Genomic DNA, 13,241 nt, shown 5'->3' on the forward strand with positions numbered 1-13,241 from the left:
CCTCAGCCGTACGTCGGCCGGGCCGCTCCCGCCGAACCAGCTCAGCCCGCCGCGTAGTTGCGCAGGAACAGAGCCTCCGCGACGGCGAGGCGCTCCAACTCCTCCGGCGACACACTCTCGTTCACGGCGTGGATCTGCGCCTCCGGCTCGCTCAGGCCGATCAGGAGGATCTCCGCCCGCGGGTACAGGGACGCGAGGGTGTTGCACAGGGGGATGGAGCCGCCCTGCCCCGCGTACTGCATCTCCGCCCCGTCGTACGCGACGCTCATCGCCTCGGCCATCGCCGCGTACGCCGGGCTGGAGGTGTCGGCACGGAACGCCTGGCCCTGGCCGATCTGTTCCGTCCGCACCCGCGCGCCCCACGGCGTGTGCGCCTCCAGATGCGCCTGGAGCAGCTTGGTCGCCTCCACGGCGTCCACGCCCGGCGGCACCCGCAGGCTGATCAGCGCGCGGGCGCCCGCCTGCACGGACGGGGTGGCGCCGACCACCGGCGGGCAGTCGATGCCGAGCACGGTCACGGCTGGGCGCGCCCAGATACGGTCGGCGATCGTGCCGGAGCCGATCAGTTCCACACCCTCGAGCACCTTGGCGTCCTGGCGGAACTGGGCTTCCTCGTACTGCAGGCCCTCCCACCGGGCATCGCTCGTGAGCCCGTCGACGGTCGTCGAGCCGTCCTCTGCGCGCAGCGAGTCCAGTACGCGGATCAACGCGCCCAGCGCGTCGGGCGCCGCGCCGCCGAACTGCCCCGAGTGCAGGTTGCCTTCAAGGGTGTCGACCTGGACGCGCACCATCGTCATACCGCGCAGCGCCGAGGTGGCCGTGGGCAGGCCGACCCGGAAGTTGCCGGAGTCGCCGATGACGATCGCGTCGGCGGTGAGCAGCTCCGGGTGCTGCTCGGCGTACCGCTCCAGACCGCCCGTGCCCTGCTCCTCCGAACCCTCCGCGATCACCTTGACGTTGACGGGGAGTCCGCCGTTCGCCTTGAGTGCGCGCAGGGCCAGCAGATGCATGACGAAGCCGCCCTTGCAGTCGGCGGCTCCTCGCCCGTACCAGCGGCCGTCGCGCTCCGTCAGCTCGAACGGCGGTGTCAGCCAAGCCGCTTCGTCGAGCGGCGGCTGCACGTCGTAGTGCGCGTACAGCAGCACGGTCTTCGCGCCCTCGGGCCCGGGCAGGAAGCCGTACACCGACTGCGTGCCGTCCGGGGTGTCGAGCAGCGCCACCTCCTGGAAACCCTCGGCGCGCAGCGCTTCGGCCACCCAGTTCGCGGCGCCCTCGCTCTCGCTCCTGGGGAACTGGTCGAAGTCCGCCACCGACTTGAAGGCCACCAGCTCGGTGAGCTCCGCCTTCGCCCTGGGTATCAGTGAGGCGACGGTCTCGGCGACCGGATTCGACGACATGGCACGCTCCTCGTAGGTGCGACGTTGTACGGATGGGTACGGGTGGGATGCACGTGCGTACGGGTGCGCCTCGCGCATACGCTGCCGATACTCCCACAGCGGTCTTCGCCGGGCGCCGCCCGTAGGATGCGTGAGGTAGGTGCGGCAGGCGGCTGGATCGGAGCAGCAGACCATCGTGAGCAGCGAGAACTCTTCGGACGACGCACAGCGGGTATGGGACGTCGTCGTGGTCGGCGCGGGGCCTGCGGGCGCCTCGGCGGCCTATGCGGCAGCGGTCGCGGGGCGTCGCGTCCTGTTGCTGGAGAAGGCGGAGCTGCCCCGCTACAAAACGTGCGGCGGCGGCATCATCGGCCCCTCGCGAGACGCCCTGCCGCCCGGCTTCGAGCTGCCGCTCCGGGACCGGGTGCAGGCGGTCACGTTCTCGCTCGACGGCAAGTTCACCCGCACCCGCCGCTCCCGGCACACGCTCTTCGGGCTCATCAACCGGCCCGAGTTCGACCAGCAGCTCGTCGAGCACGCGCAGAAGGCGGGCGCCGAACTGCGCACCGGTGCCACGGTCTCGCGGGTGGAACAGCATGGATCCGCCGTACCGGACCGGCGCACCGTGGCCGTCGTACTGCAGGACGGCGAGACACTGCTGGCGCGTGCCGTGGTGGGCGCGGACGGCAGTGCCAGCCGGATAGGAGCGCATGTCGGGGTGAAGCTGGACCAGGTCGACCTCGGTCTGGAAGCGGAGATCCCCGTCCCGGAGACCGTCGCCGAGGACTGGAAGGGGCGTGTCCTCATCGACTGGGGCCCCATTCCCGGCAGTTACGGGTGGGTCTTCCCCAAGGGCGACACGCTCACCGTCGGTGTGATCTCGGCGCGTGGTGAAGGAGCCGCCACCAAGCGGTACCTGGAGGACTTCATTGCCCGGCTCGGGCTGGCCGGTTTCGAGCCGAGCATCTCGTCGGGGCATCTGACGCGCTGCCGTGCCGACGACTCACCGCTGTCGCGCGGACGGGTGCTGGTGTGCGGGGACGCGGCGGGCCTCCTGGAGCCGTGGACCCGCGAGGGCATCTCGTTCGCCCTGCGCTCGGGGCGGCTCGCGGGGGAGTGGGCGGTACGGATCGCCGAGGCGCACGACGCCGTGGACACCCGGCGCCAGGCCCTGAACTACGCCTTCGCCGTCAAGGCGGGGCTCGGGGTGGAGATGAGCGTGGGCAAGCGGCTGCTGACGGTCTTCGAGCGTCGCCCCGGCCTCTTCCACACGGCCATCACCGGGTTCCGGCCCGCCTGGAAGGCCTTCGTCGGCATCACCCGCGGCTCCACCTCAATCGGGGAGATCGTCCGCACCCACCCGATGGCAGGGCGCGCTCTCACCGCGCTCGACCGGTAGGCAGGAGAAGGGGGCAGGGACAGGGACAGGGGCGATCGGGGCGCCGGTCACGATGTGACGGTGATCCGGAAGACGGGGTGGTCGGCGGCGGCCGCGATCAGTTCCTCGTCGGTGGACTTGGCCGTGACCCCCTGGAAGTACTGGTTGACCTCCCAGCCCCACTTCTCCAGGTAGGTGCGCAGGATCGGGAGCTTCTCCTCGTCGGGGAGCTCCACCGCCTCGAACGTGCGGACCTTCCGGCCGACGCGCAGCTCGCCGCCGCCAGCGACCCGCATGTTGCGCACCCACTGGGAGTGGCCGCGGGCCGAGACCAGGTACTGGGTTCCTTCGTAGGTGTGCGGGTTGACGGGGATGCGCTGCATCTGACCGCTCTTGCGGCCGCGCACCGACATCTCGGCGGAGCCCATGAGGCTGATGCCGTGCCGGGCGAGCCAGCCGATGACGCTGTTCAGGCGGACGTTGAGCGGGCTGCCCTTGAGGTAGTACGGCGACGACGACATGGTGACTCCCACTGTTTGAGAGAGCGGTGCTCTCGCTTGAGAGCAGTGTGCACGAGATCGGTGATCCAAAGCAAGAGCAGTGCTCTCGATTGTGTGCGCTGCTCTCGAAAGCATGGGACACTGCCTCGCATGAGTACCGCACGAGGAGCCCGCGCCCGCGCCCGGATCGAAGTCACCGCGGCCATCAAGGACGAGGCGCGCAGACAGCTCGCGAAGGAAGGCGCCGCCAAACTCTCGCTCCGGGCCGTGGCCCGCGAACTCGGCATGGTCTCCTCCGCGCTGTACCGCTACTTCCCCAGCCGTGACGACCTGTTGACCGCGCTCATCACCGACGCCTACGACTCGCTCGGCGCGACCGCGGAGGCGGCGCACGGCAAGGTCGCCGCCGACGGCCCGATCCGCCGCTGGGCCGCGGTGTGCGAGGCGGTACGCGGCTGGGCGCTGGCGCATCCGCACGAGTACGCGCTGATCTACGGCTCGCCCGTGCCCGGGTACGCGGCGCCGGACTCGACCGTGCCGGCGGCGTCCCGCGTCGGGCTGCTGCTCATCGACATCGTCCGGGACGCGCACCAGGGACGCGGCGTCGCGCTCACCCCGCTGCCCGCCGAACTCGAGCCCGAGGCCCGGCGGATGGCCGAGGACCTCGCGCCCGATCTGCCGCCGGAGGCCGTGACGGCGCTCGTCGCGGCGTGGGCGCAGCTGTTCGGGCTGATCGGCTTCGAGCTGTTCGGGCAGTTCCACCGCGTGGTCGAGGACCGGGAGGCGTTCTTCCGGAACGCGGCGACCCGGCTCGGCCACGGCGTGGGCCTGGTGTTCCCTCAGGGCGGCGGCACGGCAGGCGGCGGCAACAGGCCGGGGTCCTGACGGCGGCCGCCTCCGGGTACTCCGCCGGGAGTACGTGTGATCACCACGCTCGGCGGACGCCGGGGCAGGCCGTGGCGTCTAGCGTGGCAGGCATGGAAGAGCAGCGCACACGCCGGTGCGGTGGCCCGCCCTGGTCGCGGGGCGGGCCACTGGGGCGGGAGCACGCCGGGCCGCCGTGGCGAGGGCCTCACCATCCTCCGTGGTGGAACCGTCGCGACGGGGAGGAGGGGAGCCGCACTCGATGGCCTTGGCGCTCGACGCTGCTGCTCACCGTGTTCGTGCTCGTCGGCAGCGAATTCGCCGCGCACGAGCAGCCCGAGCGTGAGCCCCTCGACCTCGCCGCGCGAGCGCTGCTGCTCACGGGGAGCGTTCTGCTCCTGTGGCGGCATCGGTATCCGGTCCTCGTGATGTCCGGTACCGCGGCGGCGGCGATCCTCTACTTCGGCGCCGGATATCCGTACGGCCCGATCTTCCTGACTGTTGCCCTCGCTTGCTTCAGCGCCGTCGTCGCCGGGCATCGAAGGGCTGCCTGGGCGGCGCTCGGCACGCTGTGGGTGACCCAGCTGCTGGTGGGGCACTGGCTCTACCAGTGGCTGCCGGGGAACGACGGTACGGAGGCCTCCTGGGGCGAGGACATCTCTGTCGCCGCCTGGATGGTGGCCATCGCCGCGGTCTCCGAGCTCGTCCGCGTACGCCGTGAGCAGTGGGACCGGGAACGGGCGGAGCGCCGGCAGGCCGCCGAGCGGCGCGCCGACGAGGAGCGACTGCGGATCGCCCGCGAGCTGCACGACGTGCTGGCGCACAGCATCTCGGTCATCAACGTCCAGGCGGGCGTGGGCCTCGCGCTGCTCGACGCCGATCCGGAACAGGCCCGTACCGCGCTCACCACCATCAAGGCGGCGAGCAAGGAGGCCCTGGGGGAGGTACGCCAGGTGCTCGACACGCTGCGCACGCCCGGCGACGCGCCGCGCGCGCCGGCGCCCGGCCTCGATCGGCTGCCCGAACTCGTCGAGCAGGCGGCGGGCGCCGGACTGACGGTCGGCGTCGAGACCGAGGGGGAGCGCCGGGGCCTGCCGCCGGGTGCGGACCTCGCCGCGTTCCGCATCGTCCAGGAGGCGCTGACCAACGTGGTGCGGCACTCCGGTTCGCGGCACGCGCGCGTGGTCCTCGACTACACGGGCGGCGCCCTGAGGCTCCGTATCGACGACGACGGACCGGCGACCGGCGAGGACGCGGGTGGCAGCGGCAACGGGCTGGCCGGAATGCGGGAGCGGGCCGCGGCCCTGGGTGGCACGATCGAGGCCGGACCGCGCGAGGACGGCGGCTTCCGGGTGCTGGCGGTGCTGCCGATCGAAGTCAAGGCCAAGGAGGACCGGTGATCCGTGTACTGCTCGCCGACGACCAGTCACTGGTGCGCGCAGGCTTCAAGGCGCTCCTCGGCGCGCAGCCGGACATCGAGGTGGCCGGGGAGGCCGCCGACGGTGAGGAGGCGCTGCGCGCGGTGCGCGAACTGCGCCCCGATGTCGTGCTGATGGACATCCGTATGCCTCTGCTCGACGGCCTCGCCGCGACCCGCCGCATCACCGACGACGCCGATCTGAAGAACGTCAAGGTGGTCATGCTCACCACCTTCGAGCTCGACGAGTACGTCTTCGAGGCCATCCGTTCCGGAGCGTCCGGCTTCCTCGTCAAGGACACCGAACCGGACGAACTCCTGCGCGCGCTCAGGGCGGTGGTCGAGGGTGACGCGCTGCTGTCGCCCGGCGTGACGCGGCGGCTCATCGCCGAGTTCGCGGCCAGGTCCAAGGAGCCCGCGGCAGCGCAGTCACTCGCCGAACTCACGGAGCGGGAGCGGGAGGTGATGGCCCTGGTCGGGATCGGGCTGTCCAACGAGGAGATCGCCCGGCGGCTGGTTGTCAGTCCCCTCACGGCGAAGACCCATGTGAGCCGCACGATGGTGAAGCTGGGCGCTCGGGACCGGGCCCAACTGGTCGTGCTGGCCTATGAGTCGGGGTTGGTGCGGCCGGGCTGGCTGGGCTGAGGCCCGCGCCGGAAACGAACCAGCACACTGACCACTCGGACGACGAAGACACCGAGCGCGAGTCCTGCCCCGGTGCGGAGCAGCGGGCCTTTGACGGCGTCCGGCACATCGAAGAGGAGTGCCGGGCCGGCCACGGCCCCGAAGAGGACGGCCGCCGCGAACGCAGCGCTGCACAGCGCGTATCCGATCTCGACGGTGATCGCGTCCCGCTCGGCCTGTGTCCGCCGGCCCCTGCTGTTCGCCATGCGCCGAGTCTCACAGCCTGCGCCCGGCCGGGCAAGAAGAGGCGGCCGGGCGCACGTACTTGAGTGGTCGTCAGTCGCGGACCGGCACCCGCTCCTCCTGCACGTCCTCGGACTTGGCGACGAGGACCGTCCGCTGGGGGTGGCGCGTACGCCGGGTGCGCAGCCCCGTGGCCGTGATGAGCAGCCCCGCCACCGCGATCGCCGTCACCACGATCAGTCCCGTGCGGTAGCTGTCGAGAACGGCCTGCGGAGAGGAGCCCTCGGAGGCGCTCGCGGTCACGACGGCCGTCACGACCGCCAGGAAGATGGCGCCGCCCACCTGCACCGAGGTGTTGAGCAGGCCCGAGACCATGCCCTGCTCGTGGTCGTCCACGCCGTTGGTGGCCTGGATGTTGAGCGAGGGGAAGACCAGCGCGCACGCGGCGCCGATGAGGAGCATCGTCGGCAGGATCACCGCCGCGTACACCGGGTCGAGGCTGACGCGCAGGAACAGCGCGTACCCGAGGACCATCAGGGCGAAGCCGACCGGAATCAGCCGCCGGGTGCCGAACCGGTCGACGACGGCGCCCATCTTGGTGGCGGACAGTGCGACCAGCGCGCCCGCGGGCAGGAAGGCGAGCGCGGTCTCCAGGGCCGACCAGCCGAGCAGCGACTGCAGGTACAGCGTGGCCAGGAACTGATAGCCGATGTACGAGCCGAAGAACGTCATCGCGCCGAGCTGGGCCCGGAGCTGGCTGCCGGAGCGCAGAACGCCGAGCCGGATCAGCGGACCCGGGGAGCGTCGTTCGATCCGGACGAAGACGGTGAGGAGGACGGCGACGGCGAGGAACGACAGGAGTGTGCGGGCCGAGGCCCAGCCTGCCTCCGGGGCCTGGACGACGGTGTAGACGAGCAGCAGCATCGACGCCGTGCCGATGATGGCACCCGGTATGTCGTAGCCGTTGTGGTCCTTCTCCCGCTCGCTGCGCGGGAGCAGCTTGAGGCCGGCGAGCAGGGCGACGACCGCGATGGGCGCCGGCAGCAGCATGGTCAGACGCCAGCTGGCCTCGGTGAGCAGTCCGGACAGGACGAGGCCCATGGAGAAGCCGGTGGCGGCGCAGGTGGTGTAGATCGAGAGGGCGCGGTTGCGCAGGGGGCCCTCGGCGAAGGTCGTGGTGATGATCGACAGGCCCGCCGGCGCGGTGAACGCCGCGCTCAGGCCCTTGATGAAGCGGCTGGCGATCAGCAGCGGACCTGAGTCGACGAGCCCGCCGAGCAGCGAGGCGAGCGCGAAGACGCCCAGGGCGACCAGGAAGACCTGGCGGCGGCCCAGCAGGTCGGCGGTCCGTCCGCCGAGGAGCAGCAGTCCGCCGTAGCCCAGGATGTAGCCGCTGACGACCCATTGAAGGGTCGAGGTGGAGAGATCGAGTTCGGAACCGATGGACGGCAGGGCTACGCCGACCATCGACACGTCCAGCGCGTCCAGGAACATCGCCGCGCAGAGCACCAGCAGGGTGCCCCACAGGCGAGGGGTCCAGCGTTCCTGGGACGCGGGGGCGGTGAGCGGAGAGGTCATGCGCCACACAGTACATGCGCATGCATTGAATGCAAGTGCATTTAATTCGGATGCAACAATAAGCGATTCCTTGTTACGGTGCGGGCCGGCGGCTGTGGAGAACGTCGAGCAGGGCGGTTGCTCAACCCCAGGTGACCGCCGACTTCTCGCGCCACAGGGTCGCCAGCGAGGAGTCCCCGGCCACGCGGGGGAACGGACGGCGGTTCCACAGCGACAGGTAGAGCGCGGCGGCGGGACCCGCCACTTCGCAGTCGGCCTCCGCCGTGTCGCCCCGCTCGCAAGCGGGCGGCTCGGACGACAGCCGTACGGTCCACACCGCGTCCGTGTCCTCGGCCCGCACCCTGAGCACCCGCGCCGCGTCCGTGCGCACCCTGCTCTTGGGACGCGCATGGAAGCCGCGCAGTACCTCGTCGATGCCGTCGACCGCGAAGTCCACGGCGATCGCGCTCGGGGCCCCGCCGAGCGCTGACTCCGCGTCGACCCGGTGCACCGTCGTCTCGTGTGCCTGCCGCCGCGCCCAGAACGCGAGCGGGGAGGGCGCCGGCAGGAAGCTCCAGCACTCCACATCGGCCGGGGCGCCGGAGAGCGTGTCGACCAGCCGCCGGTGGCCCTCGCGAAACCAGCTCAGCAATTCCGCGCCGTCCAGATCGGGCAGGCCCTCGTCGGGGTGGTACGAGGTGTGCCCGTCGGCGACGAACGCCGTGGCCCAGCGGTGCACCATGCCCGTGTGCCGCACCAGGTCCCGCACCTGCCAGCCGGGACAGGTCGGAACCTTGGCCTCGGTCCCGGCCTCCTCGGCGGCCCGGGCCAACGCGTGGCCTTCCACGCTCAGCGTCTGAACGAGCCGCTCAATCTCCATGTAGGGGAGTCTGCCGGATGAAGTGCGCTCGAAGGGAAGGGCTGGGCTGGGCTGGGCTTCGACGGCCCACCGCTCGGGCGGGGGCGGGACGCGGGCTCGACAGCTCACGCGGCGGTTGGGCGGTGTGGTCGAAGCCACTTCCTTTCCGTGGGCCGTGCCATTTGCCCGCGGGAGGCCACGGGCTAGCGTTTCCGTCGACATTTACCCAGCAATGCGGACGGGCCGGTGCTCGCAGACCTCTCCCCGCTCATAGCGGCGACGACTCAGTGGCTGACGTATTCCTACCCGTCGGGCGGCGGTGCGCTGGACTCCACTCTTTCCGACGTCCAGGCCCGGCAGGGCGTGACCGTCGCGGCGTGGCTGCGCTATCCGACCCCGATGGATGCCGCTCTCGTAGGGATGGCGGGACCAGGAGGCTCCGCCCGGCTCGACTGGATCACCGGCGCGGACGGGGCCGCGTACGAGACCGGGGCCGACGCTGCTGACGAGTACGCATGGCGTACCTGGGTGGACGAGGTCGTGGCGAGCTGGGCCGCCTGCCTGCTCATCGACTCGGCACTGGCCACCACAGCGGTGGCCGCCCTCGCCGACTGCGGACACATGGCCCGTTCGCCCGTCGAGTTCCGCCGTCTGGTCGCACCGGACGAACGCGACCGGCGGGCGGCGGCGCTGCTGCGCCACCCGGACCTTCTCGCGCCCATAGCCGATCTGCATCGCGCCGGCCTCATGGACCGCCTGAAGCCGGGAGAGGCGCTGACCGCCTGAGCCGGAGGACTTGCCGATCCCCGATGCCGTGCGACGCGTGCGCGTCACTCAGCTGAGCAACACCTGGGGACTCGCCTCCTTCGCAGCACCGTTGGAGTGCAGGATCGACGCCGTCGGCACCCACCGGTCCACCTGCTCGGCCAGCTCCGCGATCCGGTCCTTGTCTCCCATCGTCCGGGCCCCTCGCAGACGCGTCAGTCCTGCTTGCCGCGACCCGTCATCGCATCGCGCAGTCGGTCGACCAGTCCGACGCCCGGGGCCAGGAGCTTGTTGGCGGGTGGCTTGTCGGGGGCGGACGGGTGGGGGCGGGTCGGTGCCGTCTTCTTGGCCTGCCGGACCTTCTCGCCCAAGTCGTCCAGGGCTCCCTCGGGGGCCGCGTCACGCAGCATCGGGAAGAGATGCTCCTCCTCGTCCGCGATGTGCGAGCGAATCTCGGTCGTCAGGTTGCCGATGAGGCGATTGAAGTGAGGGTCGTCCGACTCGTGGCCCTCCAGGTCCTTCATGATCTGCTCGGCCCGGGAGTGGTCGTCGAGCTCCTTGTCCGCCACCGCGTCGCCGTTGGCCACGTACTGACGTACGGCCGGGTAGAGGTACGCCTCCTCGGCCACCGAGTGGCGCACCAACTCGATGACGGCCTGGTCCGCGTAGAGCTTGCGGTTCTTGTCGCCGGGCGGGAGCCCCTCGATCTTGCCGAAAAGCTCCTCGACCTCCCGGTGATCGGTCACCAGCTCGGTGATGACGTTTCCTCCGTGTCCCATGTTCAGCACCTCCGTACCGGCTGCGGCGGGTTTCTGTGACGGGACCGTCGCGACCCTCCGGGTGCCCCTGCCGTCGGCGAGCTAACGCCGGTCTGGATCTCCTTACGACGGGACGGATCATGCGTCGTTCCGATCGTTCCGATCGTTCCGGTCGTTCCGATCGTTCCGGTCGTTCCGATCGTTCCGGTCGTTCCGATCGTTCCGGTCGTTCTGTCGTTCCGGTCGTTCTGTCGTTCCGGTCGTTCCGTCGTTCCGTCGTTCAGCCGGGCGTGCGGGCCGAGGCGGAGGCTGTCGCCGGGGCCTCGCGGCTTCGCAGGTGGTACACGTTGAACGCCCGGCGGATGACGGGCTGCGCGACGTTGCGGACCGGTACGCCCCCGCTGGTCATGCCGTGCTCCCGGCCCGCGTGTGCGTGCCCGTGGACGGCCAGGTCCGCGCCCGCCGTGTCGACCGCCTCGGCGAGGAGGTAGCTGCCCAGGAACGGATGGATCTCCGGCGGCTCGCCGGCCAGTGTGTCCGGCACCGGGGAGTAGTGCGTGAGGGCGATCCTCGTCCCGCAGCCCTGCGCGGCCAAGTCGTCGAGAGACGTACGCAGACCGTCGGCGCAGCGACGTGTGTACCGGATGAACTCCTTCATGAGCGGTTCGCCGAACTCGCTGCCACTGCGGCCCACGAACCCGCCGCAGAAGCCCTTGGTACCGGCGATGCCGACGCGCGTGCCGTCGATGTCGACGACCGTTCCCTGCCCCTCGAGTACGTGCACACCCCCTTCACGGAGGACGGCGGTGACCTCCTCCGGCTTCTCTTCGTGGTGGTCGTGGTTGCCGAGCACGGCGACGACCGGAACCGGCAGACCGGACACCTCCTCGGCGACCACCCGGGCCTCCTCCGGTGTGCCGTGACGGGTGAGGTCACCGGCCAGGAGCAGGAGGTCGGCGCAGTCGGGCAGAGTGTCGAACGCCGGCCTGAACAGGCCCTTGCTGTCAAGGCCCATGTGGATGTCCCCGACTGCCGCGACGCGGATCATGACACCTCCTCCGGGTGATCGGGGGCCACGGCCTCGGCCACGACGATGTCGAAGTGGACGGACAGCCCGGCCAGCTCCTCGTTGGCGGTGTGTATGAGCTCATCGCGGCAGTGCGCGGTGGGGACGGTGCCGGTGACGGTCACGGCCGATCCCCGTGCCTCGACGCGTACGCCCAGTTCGCCCGGCTCTTCCGCGGCGAGTCGTTCTCGCAGATGAGCGATGCGGTATTCGGTGTTCTGAGCCGTTCCGGCGCCGACCGGGCTCCTGCCGGAGCCTGGCGGGTGTGCGGCATGGTCGTTCTTCGGTGGCCTCGCTGCGTTCATCGGTGGCCTCCCTGCGGTGCGATGACTTCCAGGCGTTCCAGCAGGTAGAGGAAGGCGGCCGGCATCGGTGCGTCATCGAACTCGCGGCGCACCTGGTCCCAGTCGACCCTCTCGCGCAGTTGCCGGGCGATCGGCAGGACGGCGCCGAAGTCGCAGTGGTGTTCTGAGAAGGCGGCGAGCAGACTGCGCAACAGGTCCGTCGGCGCCAGGACCGGCATGTGCACCGAGTCCACCGACAGTTCGGTCGCCCTGCTGAGCAGCTCGGTGGTGACCGGCTGAAGAGCCAGCTCGAAGATGAGGTCGATGTCCTGATCGAGGCACTTGGCCTTCAGCAGCCAGTCCTCGGACGGTGCGTACACCGTCAGGCCGGCTTCCTCCAGTGTTGCGGCGACCGCGTCGGCGTCCTCGGGCCTGATGCAGAAGTCGGCGTCGTGCTGGAAATTGGCGGCTCCGCCGTGCGCGTAGACCGCGACACTGCCGACGAGCGCGAAGTCGTGGCCGCCCTTCTTGAGGACGGAGGCGACGTGCTTGGCCGCCTGCAGGATCGCCTGGCTGCGGTCGGGCGGAAGCCCTTGCCTGTGCGGATGCTGCCCAGGGCCGTCCTTGACCGGCTGCCCCGTCTGACGCAGTTCAGAAGCTGGTTTCCGCCCGGGGAGAGCGGCGTCATCCGCGTTCTGCGTCACTGCTGCTCCGTTTCCGGACTCCGGCTGCTGCGCCGTCCGTGCGTTGTCGGCCGTCTCCGACGAGCCCTCCTCCGACGAGCCCTCCTCCGACGAGCCCTCCTCCGACGAGCCCTGCTCCGGCCGGCCCCTCCCGCAGCGGACCGTCGGCGTCGGCCCTGTCCTGTTGTGCGGGGGCACTCAAGCGGTCCTGTTGTGCAGCGGTGCTCAAGCGGCCGGCTCAAGCGGCCGGCTCGGGAGGTGGCAGAGGGCCTGGCGCGAGCCCGGGCTGTGGATCCGTCGGTCCCGGCGCCGGAGTGGGCCGGGGTGGCGTGGGGTCGGTCGGTGGAGTGCTCATCGGCCCCCTTCCATGGCGGGCTCTGCTGGCACTACGGGTCTCCACTGCGGCGCGGATCAATCACACCGCTGCCGCGCCGGTCACCACCGGGGGCTGAGGTGCCTCACCAGCCGGTCACCCCCGGGCGCTGAGGCGCCTCACCGGGGCCGTGCCAGACCCGGCGATCAGGGTCGGCGATCAGGCCCGGCGGTCGGGCCAGGTGGTCAGGGACGTGGGTGCAGATGCCGCCGACCGCGGCGTGTGTCTCCCTCCCGGCGCCCGCAGACGGACGCGCAGCGGTGGCAGATGCGCCGCACGCGGTCGGCGGCTCCGCCCGACTCGGGGAAGATGTCGGTCCAGTCGACGCCTGGGAAACGTGCGAGCTGGGAGCGGCTGAGCGACAGACCGCAGACGGTCTGGTTCTTGCCCCGCTCCCAGCCGTGCACCTCTCCGGCGGGCAACCACCGTCCGTCGTCCTCGTCCCACCACCGCCCAGAGGCCGCCACCGCGTACTTCCTGGTCAGTGCCATGGC

General features: G+C 70.9%; 16 protein-coding genes. 5 read left to right on the top strand and 11 right to left on the bottom strand.

Going from position 1 to position 13,241, the window contains the following annotated elements; genetic code table 11:
• Positions 1–41 precede the first annotated feature (41 nt).
• Positions 42–1,397, bottom strand: coding sequence for a dipeptidase (locus FGD71_RS40225; RefSeq protein WP_119105501.1), 1,356 nt, complete (start codon positions 1,395–1,397; stop codon positions 42–44).
• A 175-nt stretch (positions 1,398–1,572) separates the two neighbouring features.
• Here FGD71_RS40225 and FGD71_RS40230 point away from each other — a divergent pair, with 175 nt between their 5' ends.
• Positions 1,573–2,775 carry a geranylgeranyl reductase family protein gene (locus FGD71_RS40230; RefSeq protein ID WP_119105541.1) on the top strand — a complete coding sequence of 401 codons (1,203 nt, stop codon included), beginning with the start codon at positions 1,573–1,575 and terminating at the stop codon, positions 2,773–2,775.
• Positions 2,776–2,822: 47 nt separating this feature from the next.
• On the opposite strand, the gene FGD71_RS40235 is transcribed toward FGD71_RS40230, so the two are convergent.
• Positions 2,823–3,275 carry a nitroreductase/quinone reductase family protein gene (locus tag FGD71_RS40235; RefSeq protein ID WP_119105502.1) on the bottom strand — a complete coding sequence of 151 codons (453 nt, stop codon included), beginning with the start codon at positions 3,273–3,275 and terminating at the stop codon, positions 2,823–2,825.
• Positions 3,276–3,404: 129 nt separating this feature from the next.
• Between FGD71_RS40235 and FGD71_RS40240 the strand changes: the two genes are divergently transcribed.
• The 3 genes from FGD71_RS40240 to FGD71_RS40250 all read left to right on the top strand — a co-directional run bounded on the left by FGD71_RS40240 (position 3,405) and on the right by FGD71_RS40250 (position 6,180).
• Complete coding sequence (locus FGD71_RS40240) at positions 3,405–4,139, top strand: TetR/AcrR family transcriptional regulator (protein ID WP_119105503.1); 735 nt, start codon at positions 3,405–3,407, stop codon at positions 4,137–4,139.
• A gap of 83 nt (positions 4,140–4,222) precedes the next feature.
• Positions 4,223–5,518, top strand: a complete 1,296-nt coding sequence (locus tag FGD71_RS40245; protein WP_420878394.1) for a sensor histidine kinase — start codon at positions 4,223–4,225, stop codon at positions 5,516–5,518.
• Positions 5,515–6,180: a response regulator gene (locus FGD71_RS40250; protein ID WP_119105505.1), complete on the top strand. Its 666-nt coding sequence runs from the start codon at positions 5,515–5,517 to the stop codon at positions 6,178–6,180. Before FGD71_RS40245 ends, FGD71_RS40250 begins: the two co-directional genes overlap by 4 nt.
• On the opposite strand, the gene FGD71_RS40255 is transcribed toward FGD71_RS40250, so the two are convergent.
• The 3 genes from FGD71_RS40255 to FGD71_RS40265 all read right to left on the bottom strand — a co-directional run bounded on the left by FGD71_RS40255 (position 6,141) and on the right by FGD71_RS40265 (position 8,839).
• Positions 6,141–6,425 (bottom strand): DUF6332 family protein, encoded by a 285-nt coding sequence (locus tag FGD71_RS40255; RefSeq protein WP_119105506.1) that lies wholly within the window; start codon positions 6,423–6,425, stop codon positions 6,141–6,143. The genes FGD71_RS40250 and FGD71_RS40255 overlap by 40 nt on opposite strands.
• A 70-nt stretch (positions 6,426–6,495) precedes the next feature.
• Entirely contained in the window at positions 6,496–7,980 is a 1,485-nt protein-coding gene (locus FGD71_RS40260) for an MFS transporter (protein WP_119105507.1), read from the bottom strand.
• A gap of 121 nt (positions 7,981–8,101) precedes the next feature.
• Positions 8,102–8,839: a maleylpyruvate isomerase family mycothiol-dependent enzyme gene (locus FGD71_RS40265; RefSeq protein WP_119105508.1), complete on the bottom strand. Its 738-nt coding sequence runs from the start codon at positions 8,837–8,839 to the stop codon at positions 8,102–8,104.
• 225 nt (positions 8,840–9,064) lie between these two features.
• On the opposite strand from FGD71_RS40265, the gene FGD71_RS40270 reads away from it, so the two are divergent.
• Entirely contained in the window at positions 9,065–9,604 is a 540-nt protein-coding gene (locus FGD71_RS40270) for a hypothetical protein (protein WP_119105509.1), read from the top strand.
• 48 nt (positions 9,605–9,652) lie between these two features.
• Here the strand turns inward: FGD71_RS40270 and FGD71_RS49810 are convergent, their stop codons facing one another.
• From FGD71_RS49810 to FGD71_RS40300, 6 genes are all read right to left on the bottom strand, one after another.
• Positions 9,653–9,775: a hypothetical protein gene (locus FGD71_RS49810; protein WP_276147188.1), complete on the bottom strand. Its 123-nt coding sequence runs from the start codon at positions 9,773–9,775 to the stop codon at positions 9,653–9,655.
• Between the two features lie 23 nt (positions 9,776–9,798).
• Positions 9,799–10,362 carry a hemerythrin domain-containing protein gene (locus FGD71_RS40275; protein ID WP_119105510.1) on the bottom strand — a complete coding sequence of 188 codons (564 nt, stop codon included), beginning with the start codon at positions 10,360–10,362 and terminating at the stop codon, positions 9,799–9,801.
• Between the two features lie 259 nt (positions 10,363–10,621).
• Positions 10,622–11,389: a metallophosphoesterase family protein gene (locus FGD71_RS40280; RefSeq protein ID WP_119105511.1), complete on the bottom strand. Its 768-nt coding sequence runs from the start codon at positions 11,387–11,389 to the stop codon at positions 10,622–10,624.
• Positions 11,386–11,712, bottom strand: a complete 327-nt coding sequence (locus FGD71_RS40285) for a hypothetical protein (RefSeq protein WP_240437011.1) — start codon at positions 11,710–11,712, stop codon at positions 11,386–11,388. Before FGD71_RS40285 ends, FGD71_RS40280 begins: the two co-directional genes overlap by 4 nt.
• Positions 11,709–12,341: a nucleotidyltransferase family protein gene (locus FGD71_RS40290; protein WP_240437015.1), complete on the bottom strand. Its 633-nt coding sequence runs from the start codon at positions 12,339–12,341 to the stop codon at positions 11,709–11,711. The genes FGD71_RS40285 and FGD71_RS40290 overlap by 4 nt, the downstream gene beginning before the upstream one ends.
• Positions 12,342–12,932: 591 nt before the next feature.
• Positions 12,933–13,238, bottom strand: coding sequence for a hypothetical protein (locus tag FGD71_RS40300; protein WP_119105514.1), 306 nt, complete (start codon positions 13,236–13,238; stop codon positions 12,933–12,935).
• Between the last annotated feature and the right edge of the window lie 3 nt (positions 13,239–13,241).

The organism is Streptomyces sporangiiformans, assembly GCF_005768555.2.
GTDB lineage: Bacteria > Actinomycetota > Actinomycetes > Streptomycetales > Streptomycetaceae > Streptomyces > Streptomyces sporangiiformans.